At 57.0% G+C, this 20,646-nt stretch carries 14 protein-coding genes; 12 read left to right on the forward strand and 2 right to left on the reverse strand.

The features are described from left to right. Positions 1-116: 116 nt before the first annotated feature. Both K6R05_RS03925 and mutH read right to left on the reverse strand, forming a co-directional pair. Positions 117-827 (reverse strand): TerC family protein, encoded by a 711-nt coding sequence (locus K6R05_RS03925; protein WP_003853954.1) that lies wholly within the window; start codon positions 825-827, stop codon positions 117-119. A gap of 100 nt (positions 828-927) precedes the next feature. Then, entirely contained in the window at positions 928-1,605 is a 678-nt protein-coding gene (gene mutH / locus K6R05_RS03930) for a DNA mismatch repair endonuclease MutH (RefSeq protein WP_110330840.1), read from the reverse strand. A 684-nt stretch (positions 1,606-2,289) separates the two neighbouring features. On the opposite strand from mutH, the gene rppH reads away from it, so the two are divergent. The 12 genes from rppH to recD all read left to right on the forward strand — a co-directional run bounded on the left by rppH (position 2,290) and on the right by recD (position 20,604). Further along, a complete protein-coding gene (rppH, locus tag K6R05_RS03935; RefSeq protein ID WP_009087042.1) occupies positions 2,290-2,817 on the forward strand; it encodes an RNA pyrophosphohydrolase in 528 nt (175 codons plus the stop codon). A 12-nt stretch (positions 2,818-2,829) separates the two neighbouring features. Continuing rightward, positions 2,830-5,076, forward strand: coding sequence for a phosphoenolpyruvate--protein phosphotransferase (gene ptsP, locus K6R05_RS03940; protein ID WP_161732866.1), 2,247 nt, complete (start codon positions 2,830-2,832; stop codon positions 5,074-5,076). A gap of 133 nt (positions 5,077-5,209) precedes the next feature. After that, complete coding sequence (gene lgt / locus K6R05_RS03945) at positions 5,210-6,091, forward strand: prolipoprotein diacylglyceryl transferase (protein ID WP_033733822.1); 882 nt, start codon at positions 5,210-5,212, stop codon at positions 6,089-6,091. After that, entirely contained in the window at positions 6,088-6,882 is a 795-nt protein-coding gene (gene thyA / locus K6R05_RS03950; protein ID WP_161732864.1) for a thymidylate synthase, read from the forward strand. Before lgt ends, thyA begins: the two co-directional genes overlap by 4 nt. A gap of 188 nt (positions 6,883-7,070) precedes the next feature. Beyond that, positions 7,071-7,541: a prepilin-type N-terminal cleavage/methylation domain-containing protein gene (locus K6R05_RS03955; RefSeq protein ID WP_222925032.1), complete on the forward strand. Its 471-nt coding sequence runs from the start codon at positions 7,071-7,073 to the stop codon at positions 7,539-7,541. Further along, positions 7,538-8,065, forward strand: coding sequence for a prepilin peptidase-dependent protein (locus K6R05_RS03960; protein WP_161732860.1), 528 nt, complete (start codon positions 7,538-7,540; stop codon positions 8,063-8,065). Before K6R05_RS03955 ends, K6R05_RS03960 begins: the two co-directional genes overlap by 4 nt. Beyond that, the gene (locus K6R05_RS03965; protein ID WP_222925033.1) at positions 8,062-8,466 is read left to right on the forward strand and encodes a DUF2509 family protein; all 405 of its coding nucleotides are present in this window, start codon (positions 8,062-8,064) and stop codon (positions 8,464-8,466) included. Before K6R05_RS03960 ends, K6R05_RS03965 begins: the two co-directional genes overlap by 4 nt. 46 nt (positions 8,467-8,512) lie before the next feature. Beyond that, positions 8,513-8,752 (forward strand): prepilin-type N-terminal cleavage/methylation domain-containing protein, encoded by a 240-nt coding sequence (locus K6R05_RS03970; RefSeq protein ID WP_202604884.1) that lies wholly within the window; start codon positions 8,513-8,515, stop codon positions 8,750-8,752. 100 nt (positions 8,753-8,852) lie between these two features. Continuing rightward, complete coding sequence (gene recC / locus K6R05_RS03975) at positions 8,853-12,230, forward strand: exodeoxyribonuclease V subunit gamma (RefSeq protein WP_222925034.1); 3,378 nt, start codon at positions 8,853-8,855, stop codon at positions 12,228-12,230. 108 nt (positions 12,231-12,338) lie between these two features. Then, positions 12,339-15,230, forward strand: a complete 2,892-nt coding sequence (gene ptrA / locus K6R05_RS03980; protein WP_222925035.1) for a pitrilysin — start codon at positions 12,339-12,341, stop codon at positions 15,228-15,230. Continuing rightward, complete coding sequence (gene recB / locus K6R05_RS03985; protein WP_222925036.1) at positions 15,227-18,766, forward strand: exodeoxyribonuclease V subunit beta; 3,540 nt, start codon at positions 15,227-15,229, stop codon at positions 18,764-18,766. The genes ptrA and recB overlap by 4 nt, the downstream gene beginning before the upstream one ends. Next, positions 18,763-20,604, forward strand: coding sequence for an exodeoxyribonuclease V subunit alpha (gene recD / locus K6R05_RS03990; RefSeq protein WP_222925037.1), 1,842 nt, complete (start codon positions 18,763-18,765; stop codon positions 20,602-20,604). Before recB ends, recD begins: the two co-directional genes overlap by 4 nt. The last annotated feature ends 42 nt before the right edge of the window (positions 20,605-20,646 follow it).

The raw sequence follows: 20,646 nt of genomic DNA on the forward strand, positions 1-20,646 counted from the left end.
CGCCTCTTCCTCACAAATCGTTAAGTGCAAAAAGTGTAGTAATAAATGGTTTTGCCGGCAGGGTTAATCGTAGGATTCTGAAAATAACCGGGCGAGCAGGCTCGCCCTTGACTTTATCAGGCGTGCTTTTTCTTGCTGCGCATCAGGTTAAGGCACTCAACCGCCATGGAGAAGAACATAGCAAAATAAATGTAACCTTTTGGTACGTGAACCGCGAAACTCTCCAGAATCAGGGTAAAACCGACCAGAATCAGGAAGGAGAGGGCCAGCATTTTGACTGACGGATGGCGTTCAACAAACTCACCAATGGCGCGTGCGGCAAACATCATCATCAGCACTGCAATGACCACTGCCGCCATCATAATAAACAGATGATCAGAGAGGCCGATGGCGGTAATAACGGAGTCAAGGCTGAAAATAATGTCGAGCATCATGATCTGCACTATGGCACCAAGGAACGAATGAACGCGGGTGTTGTGCTCGCCTTCACTGCCTTCAATCGTTTCATGGATCTCCATGCTCGATTTCCACAACAGGAACAGACCGCCAAACAGCAGAATCAGATCGCGCGCCGAGAATGCATGATCCATCAGCGTAAACAGCGGATTAGTCAGACGGGCGACCCACGCGATGGAAGCCAGCAGGCCAAGACGCATCAGCATCGCGCCCATCAGACCAATACGGCGTGCACTGGCTTGCTGGTGTTTTGGCAGCTTAGCGACCACCAGCGACAGGAAAATGATGTTATCAATACCCAGCACCACCTCAAGGATGGTCAGGGTGCCCAGCGCCAGCCAGGCGTTGGGATCGGAAATCCACTCAAACATACCGGCATTCAATCCTAAACGAAAAGTAAACGGCGATTATACGCATTGAATTCGCCAATCTCCCACAAAATTGCGACATTGGTCGCGCAGGAGACGCGATTTACAGGAGAAAATGGCGCGCCAGCAGGGGACCGGTGAAGCTCTTCTTCAGGTAGAAGCCGCGCGGCAGAGTCATAATGGGCTGGCCCTGATCGCCGATTCCCTCGGTCAGTGCCTTGCTATTGGCGGCTTTGGGCCGGATTTGCAGCCAGGCACCATGCCGTGCGGTAATCTGCTCAACGCGCCCCAGCACGATCATATCCATCAGTTCCTCCCAGTCCTGTCGCAACATCTCATCTTCTTCCGCATTCGGGCTCCACAACAGTGGCGCGCCGACACGGCGTTCCCGCAGCGGAATCTCACGCCCACCTTCAACCGGGATCCACAACACCCGCGCCAGCTTGTGACGCACATGGCTGGTAAGCCAGGTTACGCCGCTGTTACCGGTCAGCGGTGCGACACAGACAAAGGTGGTTTCCAGCGGTTTACCCTGTGCATCAATCGGGATGGTTTTCAGTTCGATACCCAGATGGGCAAAGTCCTGTTCCGCTTTGCTGCCCGCGCTCGCCCCAAGGTGCCACTCCAGCAGCATGCCGACCCAGCCTTTATCGCGTTTAAGATCCGCAGGCATGGGCAGGCCGGCACGTGCAGCCAGCGTTTCCATAGGTAATCCGGCTAGATCCTGCGCGCGTGCCAGCAGGCTGGCTTCATCTTCGGGTGGTCCTGGTGGATAACGCATGTTGATAACTCATAATGATTAAAATGTGTACAGGTACGGATAAGTAAGTTGTCCCGCTAAAATAAATCGTGTCCGGGCTCGATAATAACATGATAGATCATGCTTTTTTGAGCGGATTGCCCTCATGCTATCTGCAGTGGGTCAGGGTTATCCCAGCTTACCCGCAATAATGAACAGGATCTCCAGTCCGGTTATCCACAGAAAAGTGGGATAACCCCCTTATCTTTGCGGTACTGGTTCCATTTACAGCCTTGACTTTTCGCCATTTGAACATAATTTCACCGGCCTGACCTAACCCTGAGCGATTATCTGTGGATAAAAAGCACTGTGATTATAATTTAACCAATTGTCAGTGGGCGTAAAAATATTCGCTGTTTATAAAAAGCCAATGAAGCGTGATTCTGCATTAATTTCATTTTTAATCAGTCAGATAAGGAATTAACTCTTTTCGGTATTCCCAGGTGTGATAGCAGGGTTATTCAGTTAACTCCCGCGTTCTGCACAAAGCTATCCACAGAAAAGGTGAATAAGATCGAGCTTTTTTGCAGTCTTTGTTTATAACTATGCCCTTTTCTGTGAGTTATCCCGCTATTGATGCCTCAACCCCCCATGAATCCAGTGGTTTACCGCCTGTAAGGAGTGTGAAACAATCAGGCCATTCAAATTTTGCTTTGAGGTAGTCCGGTGATCGATGATGATGGCTACCGCCCGAATGTTGGTATCGTAATCTGTAACCGGCAGGGACAAGTATTATGGGCCAGGCGCTTTGGACAGCACTCCTGGCAATTTCCTCAGGGAGGCATCAATCCCGGTGAAACCGCAGAACAGGCGATGTATCGCGAACTGTTCGAAGAGGTCGGATTACACCGGAAAGATGTTCGAATACTTGCCTCTACCCGTAACTGGTTACGTTACAAGTTGCCAAAACGTTTGGTGCGTTGGGACACAAAGCCGGTATGTATCGGCCAGAAACAAAAGTGGTTTCTTCTGCAGTTAATGTGTAATGACGCGGATATCAATGTGCAGCACAGCAGCACGCCGGAATTTGACGGCTGGCGCTGGGTCAGTTTCTGGTATCCGGTGCGTCAGGTTGTCTCCTTTAAGCGCGACGTCTATCGTCGGGTAATGAAGGAATTCGCTGGCGTGGTGATGTCTATGCAGGAGAGTGCGGGGCAGCGAAATAATCCTGCCCATCGACGTAAGAGAGGTTAGGCCACGCCCTTTATGCTCACTCAGTTGCGCGAAATTGTAGAAAAAGTGGCGAGTGCGCCGCGTCTCAATGAAGCACTCGACATCCTGGTCAATGAGATCTGTCTGGCGATGGATACGGAAGTCTGTTCCGTTTACCTCGCCGACCACGATCGTCGCTGCTATTACCTGATGGCGACGCGCGGCCTCAAAAAACCGCGTGGCCGCACCGTGACGCTGGCGTTTGACGAAGGTATCGTCGGTTTAGTGGGCCGTCTGGCCGAACCGATTAACCTTGCTGACGCCCAGAGTCACCCCAGCTTCAAATATATCCCCGCAGTCAAAGAGGAGCGCTATCGCTCCTTCCTCGGCGTGCCCATTATCAGCCGTCGTCAACTTCTTGGCGTGCTGGTGGTGCAGCAGCGCGAACATCGTCAGTTTGATGAAAGCGAAGAGTCATTCCTGGTTACGCTCGCCACTCAGATGGCGGCGCTGCTGTCGCAGTCTCAGATGGGGCAGCTATTTGGTCAGTTCCGGCAGACACGGGTGCGCGCTATTGCGGCAGCGCCTGGCGTAGCGGTGGCACCCGGCTGGGTCGATGAGACGCAGCCTCTGCTCGATCAGGTTTCAGCCGCCTCAACGCTGGATGTGCAGCGTGAACGTGAGCGTCTGTCGCTTGCCATGAGCGAAGCAACCAATGAATTTCGCCGTTTCAGCAAACGTTTCAGCGCCAGCGCACAGAAAGAGAGCGCGGCCATTTTCGATCTCTACTCTCACCTGTTAACCGATGCCCGGCTGAAGAAAGATCTGTTCGACGAGATCGAGCACGGATCGGTCGCGGAGTGGGCCGTGAAACAGGTGATCGAGAAGTTTGCTGAACAGTTCGCCAGCCTGACTGACAACTATCTGCGTGAACGCGCAGGCGATCTGCGGGTGCTGGGTCAGCGTCTGCTGTTTCACCTCGATGATACCCTGGTCGGCACCAATGCCTGGCCGGAACGCTTTGTGCTGGTCGCCGATGAGCTGACCGCCACCAGCTTAGCGGAGTTGCCGCAGGAGCGGCTGGCGGGTGTGGTAGTGCGTGACGGCGCGGCTAACTCCCACGCGGCGATCCTGACCCGCGCCATGGGCATTCCGACGGTAATGGGCGCTGACATCCAGCCCCATCAGCTCAACAAACGCCTGCTGATTGTTGATGGCTATCGCGGTGAGCTACTGATCGATCCCGAGCCGGTGCTGGTGCAGGAGTATCAGCGGCTAATCAGCGAAGAGAACGCGCTGAGCAAAATGGCGGAAGGCGTGGTCGATCAGCCGGGTGAGCTGAAAAGTGGCGAACGTATTCAGGTGATGCTGAATGCCGGATTAAGCCCGGAACATGAACAGGCGCTGGGCAGCTGGGTCGATGGCATCGGCCTCTACCGCACCGAAATCCCGTTTATGCTGCAGAATGGCTTCCCGTCGGAAGAGGAGCAGGTAGCGCAGTATCAGGGCATGTTGCAGCTGTTCCACAACAAGCCGGTAACGCTGCGAACACTGGATGTGGGAGCAGACAAACAGCTGCCTTACATGCCGATCAGTGAAGAGAATCCCTGCCTGGGCTGGCGCGGCATCCGCCTGACGCTCGACCAGCCGGAAATTTTCCTGGTGCAGGTGCGCGCGATGCTGCGCGCCAATGCCGCCTCCGGCAACCTCAGTATCCTGCTGCCGATGATCAGTCATATCGACGAGATCGACGACGCAAAACAGCTGATTGAGCGCGCCGGACGCGAAGTGGAAGAGATGCTGGGCTATACGATTCCCGCGCCGCGTATTGGCATCATGATCGAAGTGCCGTCAATGCTGTTTATGATCCCGCATCTGGCGTCACGGGTCGATTTTGTCTCGGTCGGCACCAACGACCTGACGCAGTATCTGCTGGCGGTGGATCGTAACAACACCCGCGTCGCGAACCTGTACGACTCGCTGCATCCGGCGATGCTGCGCGCACTGAATGCGATCGCGCAGGAAGCCCGCCTGGCCAATCTGGAATTGTGCCTGTGTGGTGAAATGGCGGGCGATCCGATGTGCGTCGCGCTGCTGGTCGGCCTGGGGTATCACCATCTCAGCATGAACGGTAAAAACGTACCGCGCGTGAAGTATCTGTTGCGTCATCTGGATCACGAAGAGGTGCAGAAGCTCAGCGAGCAGGGGATGAATGCCGACACCGCCACCGAAGTTCGCCATCTGGTCTCGGCCTTTATGGAACGGCGCGGGCTGGGTGGATTGATTCGCGGCGGTCGCTAACTACGAAGCCCGGCGGGTTATCCGCGTTTACATTTGCAAGACAATTCACAAAACCGGCTGTGCTATGATGCGCAGCCTTAATTTATGTGCCTGACAACGCCCCTTTTCAGGGTTGAAAAATAGACGGTGAATGATGAATAACGGCTATATTGCATTTCCGCAGTTCGATCCGGTGATCTTCTCGATCGGACCGGTTTCGCTTCACTGGTACGGTCTGATGTATCTGGTGGGCTTTGTTTTCGCCATGTGGCTGGCAGTACGCCGCGCCAATCAGCCAGGCAGCGGCTGGAAAAAAGAGGAAGTTGAGAACCTGTTGTACGCCGGTTTCCTGGGCGTCTTCCTGGGCGGGCGTATCGGCTATGTCCTGTTCTACAACTTACCGCTGTTCCTTGAAAATCCTCTCTATCTGTTCAAAGTCTGGGATGGCGGCATGTCGTTCCACGGTGGCCTGATCGGAGTGATTGTGGTGATGCTGATCTTTGCCCGCCGCACTAAACGTAATTTTTTCCAGGTTTCGGATTTCATTGCGCCGCTGATCCCGTTTGGTCTGGGTGCCGGTCGTCTTGGCAACTTCATTAACGGCGAGCTGTGGGGACGTGTCGATCCGGGCTTCCGCTACGCCATGCTATTCCCGGGTTCACGCAGCGAAGATGTTGCGCTGGCCGCCACCAATCCACAATATCAGGAACTGCTTAACACCTACGGCGTACTGCCACGTCATGCTTCGCAGCTCTATGAACTGGCGCTTGAAGGTGTGGTGCTGTTTATCATTCTGAACCTGTTTATTCGCAAGCCGCGCCCGATGGGCAGCGTCTCAGGCCTGTTCCTGATTGGCTACGGTGCCTTCCGTATAATCGTTGAGTTCTTCCGCCAGCCGGATGCCCAGCTTGGCCTGTTTGAAGGCGGAATCAGTATGGGGCAGATCCTTTCTGTGCCGATGATTGTTGCCGGTATTATTATGATGATCTGGGCGTATCGTCGTCGCCCGCAGCCACAATTTCGCGAGGAAAAATGAAACAGTATCTGGATTTAATGCAACATGTGCTGCAGGAAGGCACACCAAAATCTGACCGTACCGGCACCGGTACGCTTTCAATTTTTGGTCACCAGATGCGTTTCAATCTGCAGGATGGTTTTCCGCTGGTCACCACCAAGAAATGCCATATCCGCTCCATTATTCATGAGCTGCTGTGGTTCCTGAAAGGTGACACCAACATCGGTTATCTTAAGGAAAACAACGTCTCCATCTGGGACGAGTGGGCAGATGAGAATGGCGACCTTGGCCCGGTGTATGGCAAACAGTGGCGCAGCTGGGGAACGTCCAGCGGTCAGGAAATTGACCAGTTAAGCCAGGTGATGGAGCAGCTGAAGCGCGATCCTGACTCACGCCGGATTATTGTTTCTGCCTGGAACGTCGGCGAACTCAGCGAGATGGCGCTGGCCCCCTGCCACGCGTTCTTCCAGTTCTACGTAGCGGACGGCAAGCTCTCCTGCCAGCTTTATCAGCGCTCGTGCGACATCTTCCTGGGCCTGCCGTTTAACATCGCCAGCTATGCGCTGCTGGTGCATATGGTGGCGCAGCAGTGCGATCTGCAGGTAGGCGACTTCGTCTGGACCGGCGGTGACACGCATCTCTACAGCAATCATCTGGAGCAGGCGCGCCTGCAGCTGACCCGCGAGCCGCGTCCGCTGCCAAAGCTTAAGATCAAACGCAAACCAGCGTCACTGTTTGACTATCAGTTCGACGATTTCGAGATTGAAGGCTACGATCCGCATCCCGCGATCAAAGCGCCTGTCGCCATCTGATCCGCAGTAAACGATAACGCCCTGGCAACTTCGCCGGGGCTTTTTTTTGCCTGCAAACCGGTAAATTTGCGGCACCGCTCGCACGCTTCTGCCACTGCCTGTTTGCGGGGGATGATTCTCTGCTGCACGCTTTCCAGCCTGTCACAACGCCTGTTGTTTCGCCCGTTCATCATCCGCACTCTGTCGTTATGAAAACAGCACACTTACGCGGTTTTACCCTGCCAGAACTGCTGCTGGTGATGGTGATTACCGGCATGCTGAGCGTTGCTGCGCTGCACGGCTGGCAGCGCTGGCAACAGCGGCAGCAACTGCGCGACAGCGCTCAGCAATTGCAGGGATTCCTGCTACGACTGCGCGCCCAGGCCAACCGGCAAAATAGCGACCTGGTGTTATGGTCACAGCCTGGCAATCCCTGGTGCATCGGTGCCGGCAGCCGCCCCATTACGGGGTGTGATCAAGGGAAAAGGTTGCATTTCATCGTGCCGCACGCGGGCGTTACACTCTATGACATTCGGGGCGAGCCGGGCTTCTATGGCCGCCGCAATGTCGCTAAAGCGGGCAGTATTGAGCTGGGGAACAGCGCCGGACGCATGCGGCTGATTATCTCAGCCAGAGCCCGAATTCGCCTCTGCATAACGGATGAGGAGACGTGCCGTTGAAAATCGACGGATTCAGCCTGCTGGAGATGCTAATCGCCATGGCAATCAGCGCCGTCGTGATGCTCAGTACCGGTCGTTTTCTGCCGCTGCTGCTGGCGGAGAATGCGGGCGTGCTGCAACAGGCGCAGCTGCGTCAGGAATTACAGCAGATTATGGTGACGCTGGAAAAGGCGGTGCGGCGTGCCGGTTATTGTCACGGTGAGTGCGGCAGTGGCGCACTGAAAATCAGCGAGCACTGCCTGCTGCTGCGCTGGGATGAGAACAGCAATGGTAAATGGGAACCGGTGGGTCATGCAGAGAGTGACTATTACGGCTTTCGCCTGCGCCAGCAGCAGCTTGAGATGCAACGCGGTGTTGACCAGTGTCAGTCAGCGGGCTGGGAGCGGCTCTCCGATCCCGCATTCATGACAGTGGAGCAGTTCGGCATCAGCCAACAGGGCGCTCAGATCAGGATAGTGCTGCAGGGGCGGGCCGGACGCTGGCTTGAAACGGTGGAGAGTTGGGTGGAGGGCGCGAACCTGTGAGGCAGCGGGGCAGCAGTGCGCTGGGCATGGTGTTAATGATTATGGTGATCGGCAGTTTTACGCTACATGCCAGCCGAAAGATGTCTGAGCAGGGAATGCGACTGCTGGCGGATGAGCAGCAGTTTATTCAGGATTTCTGGCGGGCACAGTCGGCGCTGCAGTGGGGTCTTTCCCTGAGCTGGCCAGCGACGGAGTCAGCCCTGTGTCAGCAGGATGATCGCCAGGGCTGGCGCAGCTGTTTACAGCGAGGTGAAAAGGATGAAGGTCTGCTTAAAGGTGAGGCCAGCGGCAGTGGCATGGCGGTCTGGCATTGGGTACGTTTACGGGGCAATCAGATTAGCGCGCTGCCGCACGGCTGGATTGACTATTGCCCGCTCACGTCCCCGGCAACCTGCCAGTAAATGCGGCGGATTCAGTCTGCCGGAAGTGTTGTTTGCTCTGCTGTTAATGGCATTAAGCAGCAGCACGCTGTTGCACTATCATCGCGCACTGGCGCTGGGATTCAGTCAGCAGTGGTATCAGCGCGAGGCATGGCGGGTGGCTGAGCAGGGACTGGCAGGGCATGACGTTGCCGGGTGGACATCGACGCTGCAACAGCAGAGCGGCCCTTCAGGCTGCACCCTGGAGCGGGCTGACGTGAAGGGGCCTTTTCAGCGCAACGCTACGCTGACGCGCCTGCGATGTTAAAGGTCGCGGTCGCCCTTTTGATGGGTTTCAACCGCGATACGCGGTAAAGTGACAGAGCCGCAATACCGCAGTCACGTTCTGAGTTATCACAGGAGTTTTCATGTTTCACGTTTATCACTCAAATCAGCTTGATGTGCTGAAGATTCTGGCGGCGGCGGTGATTAAACATGACCCTCTTGATGATCCTTTCGCCTCAGAAATGGTGCTGGTGCAGAGCCCGGGAATGGCGCAATGGCTGCAGATGGAGCTGGCGCAAACCTTTGGCATTGCCGCCAATATCGAATTTCCGCTGCCTGCCAGTTTTATCTGGGAGATGTTCGTCCGCGTACTGCCCGATATCCCGGTAGAAAGTGCTTTCAGCAAGGCCAGCATGGGCTGGAAGCTGATGCACCGGCTGCCAGTGATGCTCGAACATGAAGAGTTTGTCTCTTTACGCCACTATCTCCATGACGACGGCGACAAACGAAAACTGTATCAGCTCAGTTCACGCGTGGCCGATCTGTTCGACCAGTATCTGGTTTATCGTGCCGACTGGCTCAACAGCTGGGAACGTGGCGAAACCATTGAGGGGCTGGGTGAAGCGCAGCGCTGGCAGGCCGCACTGTGGCGTGATCTGGTAACTTATACCCAGGCGCTGCGCCAGCCCGAATGGCACCGTGCCAACCTCTATTCGCGATTTATTCAGACGCTGGAGCAGGCGAAAACCACGCCAGAAAATCTGCCGAAACGGGTCTTCATCTGTGGTATCTCTGCGCTGCCGCCAGTCTATCTGCAGGCGTTGCAGGCGCTGGGACGTCACATCGACATCCATCTGCTGTTCACCAATCCCTGCCGCGACTACTGGGGCGACATTCAGGATTATGCGTTTCTGGCGAAACTGCAGAGCCGTCAGCGCCGACGTCATGGTGCCGATGAATCACGCGGACTTTTCCGGGATGCAGAACAGGCACCGGCACTGTTTAATGACGCTGGCGAACAGCAGCTCACTAACCCGCTACTTGCCTCATGGGGCAAGCTGGGGCGCGATAACCTGTATCTGCTCAGTCAGATGGAGTCAAACGACGATATTGATGCGTTTGTGGATGTAGAACCGGATAACCTGCTGCACTGCATGCAGCACGATCTTCTCAACCTGCAGGATAACGCCATCATCGGACTGAATGCGGCGGAACTGGCGCATAGCGATAAGAAGCGCTGTCTGGATCCGGATGACCGCTCTATTGTGGTACAGGTCTGCCACAGCGCTCAGCGTGAAGTCGAAGTATTGCAGGATCATCTGCTGGCGATGATGGAGACCGATCCGACGCTGAAAGCGCGTGACATTATCGTCATGGTGGCAGACATCGACGCCTACGCGCCGTTTATTCAGGCGGTGTTCGCCAACGCGCCCCCTGATCGCTACCTGCCGTTTGCGATTTCAGACCGGAGGGCCAGTCAGGCGCATCCGGCCATTGTGGCATTTCTGAATCTGCTGGCACTGCCGGACAGCCGTTTTGTCTCAGAGGATGTGCTGGCGCTGCTGGATGTCCCGGCGCTGGCTGCTCATTTCTCTATTGATGAAAGCGGCCTGCGCTTACTCCGGCGTTGGGTCAGCGAATCGGGTGTGCGCTGGGGGCTGGATGATGCCAGCGTGGAAGCGCTGTCACTCCCGATTACCGGCCAGCACACCTGGCGCTTTGGCCTGCAGCGCATGCTGCTGGGCTATGCGATGGAGAGCCACAACGGTGACTGGGAAGGGATTCTGCCTTATGACGAGTCGAGTGGTCTGGTGGGGGAACTGGCGGGACATCTGGCTGAGCTGCTTTCCCGGCTTAATCACTGGCGGCAGCTGCTGGCCGAACCCCGTCCGCTGGTCGCCTGGCTGCCACTGTGCCGGGAGTTGCTGAATGCCTTTTTCAGCCCTGATGCAGAAACCGAGGCTGCTCTGCTGCTGGTGGAAGAGCAGTGGCAGCAATTGATCGAATATGGCATGGATGCGCGCTTTGAAGAGGCGATTCCGGTGGCGCTGCTGCGCGATGATTTACGTAGCCGGCTTGATCAGCAGCGCATCAGCCAGCGTTTTCTGGCTGGACAGATTAACTTCTGCACCCTGATGCCGATGCGCTCCATTCCTTTTCAGCTGGTCTGTCTGCTTGGCATGAACGACGGCGTCTATCCCCGGACCCTGGCACCGTTAGGCTTTGACCTGATGCAGCAGCAGTCCCGCAAAGGCGACCGCAGCCGCCGCGATGATGATCGCTACCTCTTCCTGGAGGCGATGATTTCGGCACAGCAGCAGCTCTATATCAGTTATATCGGCCGCGCGATACAGGATAATACGGAACGCTACCCTTCAGTACTGGTCACAGAACTGCTGGATTACATTGGTCAGAGTTTTTATCTGGAGGGTGACGGTCATCTTGAGCTGGATGAGAGTGCCGCGCGGGTGCGGATGCACCTGCAGCACCTGCACAGCCGGATGCCATTTGCCGCGGAAAACTTCCAGCCGGCTGCCAGACTCCAGAGCTTCGCCCGTGAGTGGCTGCCTGCCGCGCAGGGAGCAGGGCAGCCGCAACCCGCTTTTGTTCAGCCGCTGGAAGCGCCGCTAATTGACGCGCTCACGCTGGAGGCGTTCCTGCGCTTCTGGCGACATCCGGTCCGCGCCTGGTTCCACCAGCGGCTCGGCGTGAGTTTCTGGCTGGAGGAGAACGAACTGCCCGACAGCGAGCCATTTGCCCTGGACAATCTGGAGCGTTACCAGATCAATGCGCAACTGCTGAATGCCCTGGTCGAAGGCGAGGATACTCAGCGACTTTATGCGCACCATCGTGCGGCCGGTAATCTGCCTTATGGCGCTTTCGGTGAGCTGTTCTGGCAGGCGCAGCGCGATGAGATGCAGGAAGTAGCGGCAGAAGTGGTCACCCAACGCAGCGACGGCGAGAGCTGGGAAGTGAATCTGCAACTGGAGCAGATCAGCTTAACCGGCTGGCTGACGCAGGTACAGAGTGATGGATTGCTGCGCTGGCGGCCTGGCGTGCTCAACATGAACGACGGACTGTTACTCTGGCTGGAGCATCTGGTCTACTGCGCACTGGGCGGCACCGGCAGCAGCCGGATGTTTGGCCGGCAGCAGAGCCGCTGGTGTTTCCTCGCCGTACCGCAGGCTGAGGCGATCGCTGCGCTGAATGAATATGTCGCAGGCTATCTCGCGGGTATGCGCCAGCCGCTGATGTTGCTTAACAAGAGTGGCGGCGCGTGGCTGAACGCCAGCTATGACAAAAAAAGCCAGCAGTTGCTGACCGATGAAGCGACGCAGCTCAAAGCGCGTAATCGACTGCTGACCGCCTGGCAGGGTAACTATCAGGTGGAGGGCGAGGGCGGCGATCCCTATCTGCAGCGTCTTTGCCGTGTGCTGGATGAGCCACAACTACAGCAGATAACTGAGGCGGCACAGCACTGGTATTTACCAGTGCTGGCTGCACATCAGGATGATGAATAGCAGGTCAGAAGGCATTTTTGCTAACTGGCTTATTACACAGAAATTTTGCTCTGCTTTGAGCCGCCGGGTACGTCATTGGCGGTTTATCGGGAAACGAGAGGGGTTTACATGCGGGTATACGCACGCTGGATAGCGGCGCTATTGTTAAGCCTGGTGGCTTGTACAGCACAGGCGCAGACATCATCAGGCTGGCAGCCAGTTAACGACACCATTCGCAAAAGTGAACAGGATCCTCGCCACTATCAGGCGATCCGGCTCGACAACGGGATGACCGTGTTACTGGTTTCCGATCCTGTCGCACCGAAATCGCTTGCGGCGCTGACGCTGCCGATAGGATCGCTGGACGATCCTGATCAGCAGGCGGGACTGGCACACTACCTTGAGCATATGGTACTGATGGGCTCAAAGCGCTACCCGCAGCCGGACAACCTGGCCGAATTTCTGAAAAAGCATGGCGGCAGCCACAACGCCAGCACGGCCTCTTACCGCACCGCCTTTTATCTGGAAGTGGAAAACGATTCGCTGGAACCGGCGGTTGATCGCCTGGCGGATGCGGTGGCTGAGCCGCTGCTGGATCCGGTTAACGCCGATCGCGAACGCCACGCCGTGAACGCCGAGCTGACGATGGCGCGCTCGCGCGATGGCCTGCGCATGGCCCAGGTGGGCGCTGAAACCCTGAACCCGGCGCATCCGGCGTCACGTTTCTCGGGCGGCAATCTTGAAACATTGAAAGATAAGCCCGGCAGCAAACTGCACCAGGCGCTCCTGGATTTTTATCACACCCATTACTCTGCGAACCTGATGAAGGCGGTGATCTACAGCAACAAACCGCTGCCGGAGATGGCATCGATTGCGGCCAGAACCGTTGGCCGGGTGCAAAATCATGACGCCAGCGTGCCGGAGATTACGGTGCCGGTAGTGACGGATGTGCAGCAGGGCATCATTATTCATTACGTTCCGGCCCAGCCCCGCAAGCAACTCAAAATTGAATTTCGCATTGCCAATAACAGCGATCGCTTTCGCAGTAAAACCGACACGCTGATTAGCTATTTAATCAGCAACCGCAGCAAAAATACGCTGACTGACTGGCTGCAAAAGCAGGGGCTGGCCGACGGGGTCAATGCGGGCGCTGACCCGATGACTGAGCGTAACAGTGGCGTATTTGCGATTACCGCGTCACTCACCGACAAAGGCCTGGCTCAGCGTGACAAAGTGGTAGCGGCCATATTCAGCTACATCAATCTGCTGCGTCAGCAGGCCGATGATAAGCGCTATTTCGATGAAGTTTCACACGTGCTGGCGCTCGACTTTCGCTATCCCTCCATCACCCGCGATATGGATTACATCGAATGGCTGGTTGATACCATGCTGCGCGTGCCGGTTGAACACACGCTGGATGCGCCTTATCTGGCGGATCAGTACGATGCTGCCGCGATTAAAGCCCGGCTGGAAGAGATGACCCCTCAGCATGCGCGCATCTGGTATATCAGCCCGCAGGAGCCGCACAACAAAACAGCCTATTTTGTGGATGCGCCTTACCAGGTTGAGAAAATCACATCACAAACCTTTGCCGACTGGCAGCAGCGCGCCAGCCAGATCACGCTGGCGATGCCCGTGCTGAACCCCTATATCCCGGACGACTTCACCCTATTGCCGTCAGACGGAAAAACGTATCAGCATCCGGTGAAGCTGGATAACAATGACGGTATGCGCATTTACTGGATGCCCAGCCGTTATTACGCCAGCGAACCTAAAGCGGCGATCACGCTGGCATTACGCAATAAAAACGCCATCAGCGACGCCCGTCAGCAGGTACTGTTTGGCCTGAATGACTACCTCTCCAGCCTGGCGCTGGATGAGCTTAACTCGCAGGCCTCCGTGGGCGGCATCAGCTTCTCAACCGGTGAAGATGAGGGGCTGGTTTTCAGTGCCAACGGCTTCACGCAGCGCCTGCCGACGCTGCTAAAGAAACTGGTTGAGGGTTATGCCACCTTCCAGCCGACAGAGCAGCAGCTGGAGCAGGCCAAATCCTGGTATCTGGAGCGGCTGGACGCGGCAGAAAAAGGCAAGGCGTTTGAGCAGGCGATTCAGCCGATGCAACTGCTGTCGCAACTGCCTTATACCCAGCGCGAGACTCGCCGCAAGCTGGTAAGCACAATCTCACTTAAAGATGTGACGACCTATCGCGATACGCTGTTCCGCGATGCGACGCCAGAGATGCTGGTGGTGGGTAACCTTAGTGCTGACAGCGTGACGCAGCTGGGACATGAGCTTAAGCAACAGATGCAGAGTAATGCGACCCGCGACTGGCACAGCCAGTATGTGACCATAAAAAAATCGCTGAAAGCCAACCTGCAACAGCAGGGCAGCAGCACCGACTCCGCTCTTGCCGCTCTCTATGTTCCACTGGGATACGGTGAATATCAGAGCATGGCGCACAGCTCGATGCTGAGCCAGATCGTTCAGCCGTGGTTCTACAATCAGCTGCGTACTAAAGAGCAGCTCGGCTATGCGGTCTTTGCCTTCCAGATGCCGGTGGGCCGCCAGTGGGGTGTGGGCTTCCTGCTGCAAAGTAACAGCAAACAACCGGCCTGGCTGTTGCAGCGTTACAAAGCCTTCTATCCACAGGCAGAAAAACGATTACGCAGCATGAGCCAGGCAGATTTTTCCCAGTATCAGCAGGCGATGATCAATGATTTGCAGCAGCGTCCTCAGACGCTCTTTGAGGAAGCGGATCGTTTTAGCCGCGACTTTGATCGCCAGAATGATCACTTTAATACCCGGCAAAAAGTGATCGAGCAGGTTCAGCAGTTAACCCCGACCAGCCTGGCAGACTTTTTCCGGCAGGCCGTGATTGAACATAAGGGCATGGTAATGACCTCGCAGATTGCCGGCACCGGCACCGGCAAAACTGAATTTGCCCGTCAGCCTGGCTGGAAAACCTGGAATGAAGTGGCGCAATTGCAGCAGTCGCTGCCGGTAAAGAGTGAGACCCAATGACGCAGTTACCTCCTGTATCGCTGAATCCTTTAACGCTGCCGCTCAGAGGCGAGCGGCTGATTGAGGCGTCAGCGGGCACCGGAAAAACCTTTACCATTGGTCTGCTCTATCTGCGCCTGCTGCTAGGGCTGGGCGGAGAAAACGCTTACAGCCGCCCGCTTTCGGTAGAAGAAATCTTAGTGGTGACCTTCACCGAAGCCGCCACTGCGGAACTGCGCGGGCGAATCCGCGAGAATATTCATCAGTTACGTCTGGCCTGTATCCGCGGCAAAAGCAGCAATCCGATGCACCAGTTACTGCTGGATCAGGTGCCTGATCTCAGTCAGGCGGCCGCGCAGTTGCTGGCTGCTGAGCGGCAGATGGATGAAGCCGCTATCTTCACCATCCATGGCTTCTGTCAGCGGATGCTTAATCTCAACGCCTTTGAATCGGGCATGCTGTTTGAGCAGGAGTTAATTGAAGATGAGCAGGCGCTGCTGAAGCAATCGACCGCTGATTTCTGGCGTCGCCAGTGCTACCCACTGACGCTTGATGTGGCGCGCATTATCGCTGCAGAGTGGAGCGGGCCCGACAGTCTGTTGACCACGCTGCGCCCCTGGCTTCAGGGAGAATCACCCAGCCTGAAGCATCCGCCCGCAGCCGATGAGACGCTGGCGTCACGCCACGCCCGTAACCTGGCGCGCATTAAGGCTATCAAACAGCAGTGGCAGGCGCTTAGCGCCGATGTGGAAGGCATGATCAGTGCTTCTGGCGTGGATAAGCGCAGCTACAGCAGTAAACATCTGCCCAACTGGGTCGCAAAAGTCACGCAGTGGGCCAGCAGTGAGACGCTGGATTATCAACTGCCGAAAGAGCTGGAGCGCTTTGGGCAGCAGGTGCTGGATGAGAAAACCAAAAAAGGCGACGCCCCGCGACACTCGTTGTTTGAGGCGATCGATCAGTTTCTGGCTGAACCCTTGTCGCTGCGCGATGTGATCATCGCGCAGGCGCTGACCGATGTGCGTGCCACGGTGCAGCGCGAGAAGCGGTTACGTGCGCTGTTAGGCTTTGACGATCTGCTCAGTAAACTGGATGAGGCGTTGCAGCAGTCTGGCGGCGTGTTGCTGGCCGAAACCATCCGGGCGCGTTTCCCGGTGGCCCTGATTGATGAATTCCAGGATACCGATCCACAGCAGTATCGCATCTTCCGCACGCTCTATATTAATCAGCCGGAGCAGGCGCTGTTTCTGATCGGCGATCCCAAGCAGGCAATCTACGCATTTCGCGGCGCGGATATTTTTACTTATCTGCGGGCCAGAAGCGAAGTCAGTGCTCACTACACACTGGATACCAACTGGCGTTCTTCACCTGAGATGGTCGGGAGCGTCAACCGCCTCTTTTCTCAGCTTGATTCGCCTTTCCTCTTCTCGGCGATCCCCTTCCAGCCGGTTAAGCCTGCCGCACCAAACGAGTCACTGAACCTGATTTTTGACCAGCAGCAGCAACCCGCATTACGTTTCTGGCTGCAGCCTGGCGAGGGCGTCGGCAACAGCGACTACCAGCAGTTTATGGCGCAGCAGTGTGCCGCCGATATCAGCCGCTGGCTGGTGGCAGGACAGCAGGGACGTGCCTGGCTGGGTAAAGGTGAGGTGCTGCAGCCGGTGCGGGCTTCCGATATCACCGTGCTGGTACGCAGTCGCAATGAGGCCGGTTTAATCCGCGACGCGCTGAATGCGCTGTCGATTCCGTCGGTCTATCTCTCCAGCCGGGACAGCGTCTACACCACGCCGGAAGCGCGCGAATTACTCTGGTTGTTGCAGGCGATACAGGCACCGGAACAGGAACGGCTGCTGCGTAGCGCGCTGGCGACGTCGATTTTTGCCATCGATGCGGCGACGCTGGACGCGTTAACTCAGAATGAGCGCGAGTGGGATGCGCTGGTGGAGCAGTTTGCCGTCTGGCAGCAGCTGTGGCATCAGCGCGGCGTGTTACCGATGCTGCGTGATGTGATGATCAAGCGGCAACTGGCGGAGAATATGCTGGCCTCGGAGAACGGTGAACGTCGCCTGACTGACCTGATGCATCTGGGTGAACTATTGCAGGAAGCCTCGGTGCAGCTGGAGAGTCCGCACGCGCTGGTGCGCTTCCTGGCGCAGCAGATTGCCCGGCCCAACAGTCAGGCCTCCAGCCAGCAGCTGCGTCTGGAAAGCGACCGCCATCTGGTGCAGATCATCACCATCCATAAATCAAAAGGGCTGCAGTATCCGCTGGTCTGGCTGCCGTTTGCGGCCGGATTCCGCGAGGCGGCCAGCGCGCTCTATCACGATCGCGACAACTTCACGGCGCTGCTGGATGTGCAGGGTGATGCGCAGAGTCTGGCGCTGGCCGAAGAAGAACGGCTGGCAGAGGATCTGCGTCTGCTCTACGTGGCGCTGACCCGTTCGGTTTATCACTGCAGCGTTGGCATTGCACCGCTGATCAAAGGCACCCGTAAAAAAGAGGGTGAAAGCGATCTCCATAAAAGCGCGCTGGGCTATCTGGTACAGCAGGGTCAGGCGGTCGATGCGCAGCAGCTCAGCCAGCGACTCAATGCATTAACCGGTGAAGGGATTGCACTGGTTGAAGAAGATCTGCTGCCGGGCGAAATGTGGCAGGATGCGCAGCAGGGCGACGAGGCGTTAAGCAGCCGCGACGTGACGCGCGCCCTGGCGGATGTCTGGCGAGTAACCAGTTACTCCGGTCTGCAACAGCATCACAGCTCGCCACTGCTGGATGCGTTACCTAACTTCGATATCGATGCAGCGGGCGAAGAGGAGAGGGGTGAAGAGTCGGCGTTGACGCCGCACCATTTTCCGCGTGGTGCAGCACCCGGCACCTTCCTGCACGGTCTGTTTGAGTCGATCGACTTTACCGAACCGCCGGATCGCATCTGGCTGGAGGATCAGCTGCAGCACAATGGTTACCCACTGAGCTGGTTACCGGTTCTGGAACAGTGGATTGATCGGGTCTTACATACGCCGCTCAATGCGGAGGGACTGACGCTGTCGGCAATAAAAAGCAGTGAACGGCTCATCGAGATGGAGTTTTATCTGCCGATCAACAATCTTCTGACGGCGGCGGATCTTGATGATCTGCTGCGTCGTCACGATACACTTTCTCAGCAGGCCGCTCCGCTGGATTTTCGCCAGGTGCGCGGCATGCTGAAGGGCTTTATCGATCTGGTCTTCCGCTGGCAGGGAAAATATTATCTGCTGGATTACAAATCGAACTGGCTGGGGGAAAGTCACGCCGCTTACACCCCCGAAGCGATGGCGCAGGCGATGATTGGCCACCGCTACGATCTGCAGTATCAGCTCTATACGCTGGCGCTGCATCGCTATCTGCAGCATCGCCTGCCGGACTACAACTATCAGCAACATTTTGGCGGGGTGTTTTATCTGTTTTTACGCGGGATGGATGGCAGCTCGCCGGACAACGGCATTTTTGCTACCCGGCCTTCCGAAGCTTTTGTGGAAGAGATTGATGCGTTGTTTGGTGAAACCGGGGAGATGTTATGAGTGACATGCTGAGTCTGCTGCTGCAGGCGGTTGAGAAGCGTCTCCTGCGGCCGCTGGATATCCAGTTTGCGCGTCTGGTGGCGACAGAATCACAGCCTGCGCTGCTGCTGGCGGCTGCCTGCGTCAGCGCGGAGGCGGGAGAAGGGCACGTCTGTTTACCGCTGAGCAACCTCTGTGAAGATAGCCTGTTTGCGGGGCGTCAGCCTGCGCTGGCTCAGGCCATCTGGCAGGCGGCTGGCGCGCCGGATGACTGGCCATCACGCCTGGCAGACTGGTCGGCCGTCAGTGACGGCAGCCGGGTGACACCGCTGGTGCTGAGTAACCAGCGTTTATATCTGCATCGGCTATGGTACAGCGAAGGCCGGGTCGCCGACTTTTTTGCTGCACAGGAAATCAAAACTGCGTTTGATATGCGTGCCGCAGGAGACGTGCTGAACAGCCTGTTTGGCGACCAGCCGGAGAACTGGCAGAAAATTGCTGCGGCCGTGGCGCTGACCCGCAAGACGGCGGTCATTTCCGGCGGGCCGGGCACCGGTAAAACCACCACCGTGGCGAAACTCCTCGCCGCCCTGATTCGCCTGAATCCCGGCGCGCTGCGGATTCAGCTCGCGGCACCGACCGGTAAAGCTGCCGCACGGTTGACCGAGTCGCTGGGCCGGGCGCTGCAGGAACTGGTAGTCAGCGACGAAGAGCGGCGGCGTTTTCCCGCCGAAGCCACCACGCTGCATCGTCTGCTGGGCGCGCAGCCCGATACCCAGCGGTTACGCTACCATGCCGGCAATCCGCTGCATCTTGATGTGCTGGTAGTGGATGAAGCGTCAATGGTCGATCTCTCGATGATGGCAAAGCTGATCGCCGCGCTGCCTGCCCATGCTCGCGTGGTGTTTCTGGGCGACCGCGATCAGCTCGCTTCGGTTGAAGCGGGTGCGGTGCTGGGCGACATCTGCCGCTGCACGGAAAGCGGCTACAGCCAGGCGCGGGCAGAACAGCTTGCCCTGCTGACTGGCTGCACGCTGCAGGGCAGTGACAACAGGCAGGCACCAGTCGTGCGTGACAGCATCTGCCTGCTGCAGAAAAGTTATCGTTTTGACGCTTCATCCGGCATCGGGCAGCTGGCAAAAGCGATCAATCGTGGTGATGCAGAGCAGGTCAGGGCGGTGTTTGCTGCGGCCCATGAAGATGTCAGTTTTCAGACGCTGACCAGCGCGGAAGCCTATCAGGTGATGCTGGATGAGGTCGCACAGGGCTATCAGCCCTTCCTGCAACTTATCCGCCGACAGGCACCGCCTGCTGAGGTGATTGCTGCATTTGGTCGTTATCAGCTGCTGTGTGCTCTCCGTGACGGGCCATTTGGCGTGCAGGGTCTGAACCAGCGCATTGAGCAGCGACTGATGCAACTGCAGCGCATCCGGCGTCCTGGCATGGGCAGCCGCTGGTATGAAGGACGTCCTGTGATGATTACCCGAAATGACAGCGCGCTCGGCCTGTTTAATGGCGATATCGGCATTACGCTGCGGGATGAAGAGGGTAACCTGAAGGTCTTTTTCCCGCTGCCGGATGGGTCAATCAAGGCGATCCAGCCGAGCCGGTTACCTTCACATGAAACGGCCTGGGTAATGACGGTGCATAAATCGCAGGGGTCGGAGTTCGACCACACTGCGCTGGTGATGCCGACGCAGTTTCTGCCGGTGCTGACCCGCGAACTGGTGTATACCGCGATTACCCGCGCACGTAAGCAACTGACTATTTACAGCGAACCGGGCGTATTTCAGCGAGCCGTGCAGTTGCAGACGCAGCGACGCAGCGGTCTGGTGGAGCGACTGGGTGAAACCAGCTGAGAAAAAGGGGACAGTCCACAACGGGGGCCTGTCCCTTCGGGA

Source organism: Pantoea alfalfae (assembly GCF_019880205.1).
GTDB classification, from domain to species: Bacteria; Pseudomonadota; Gammaproteobacteria; order Enterobacterales; family Enterobacteriaceae; genus Pantoea; species Pantoea alfalfae.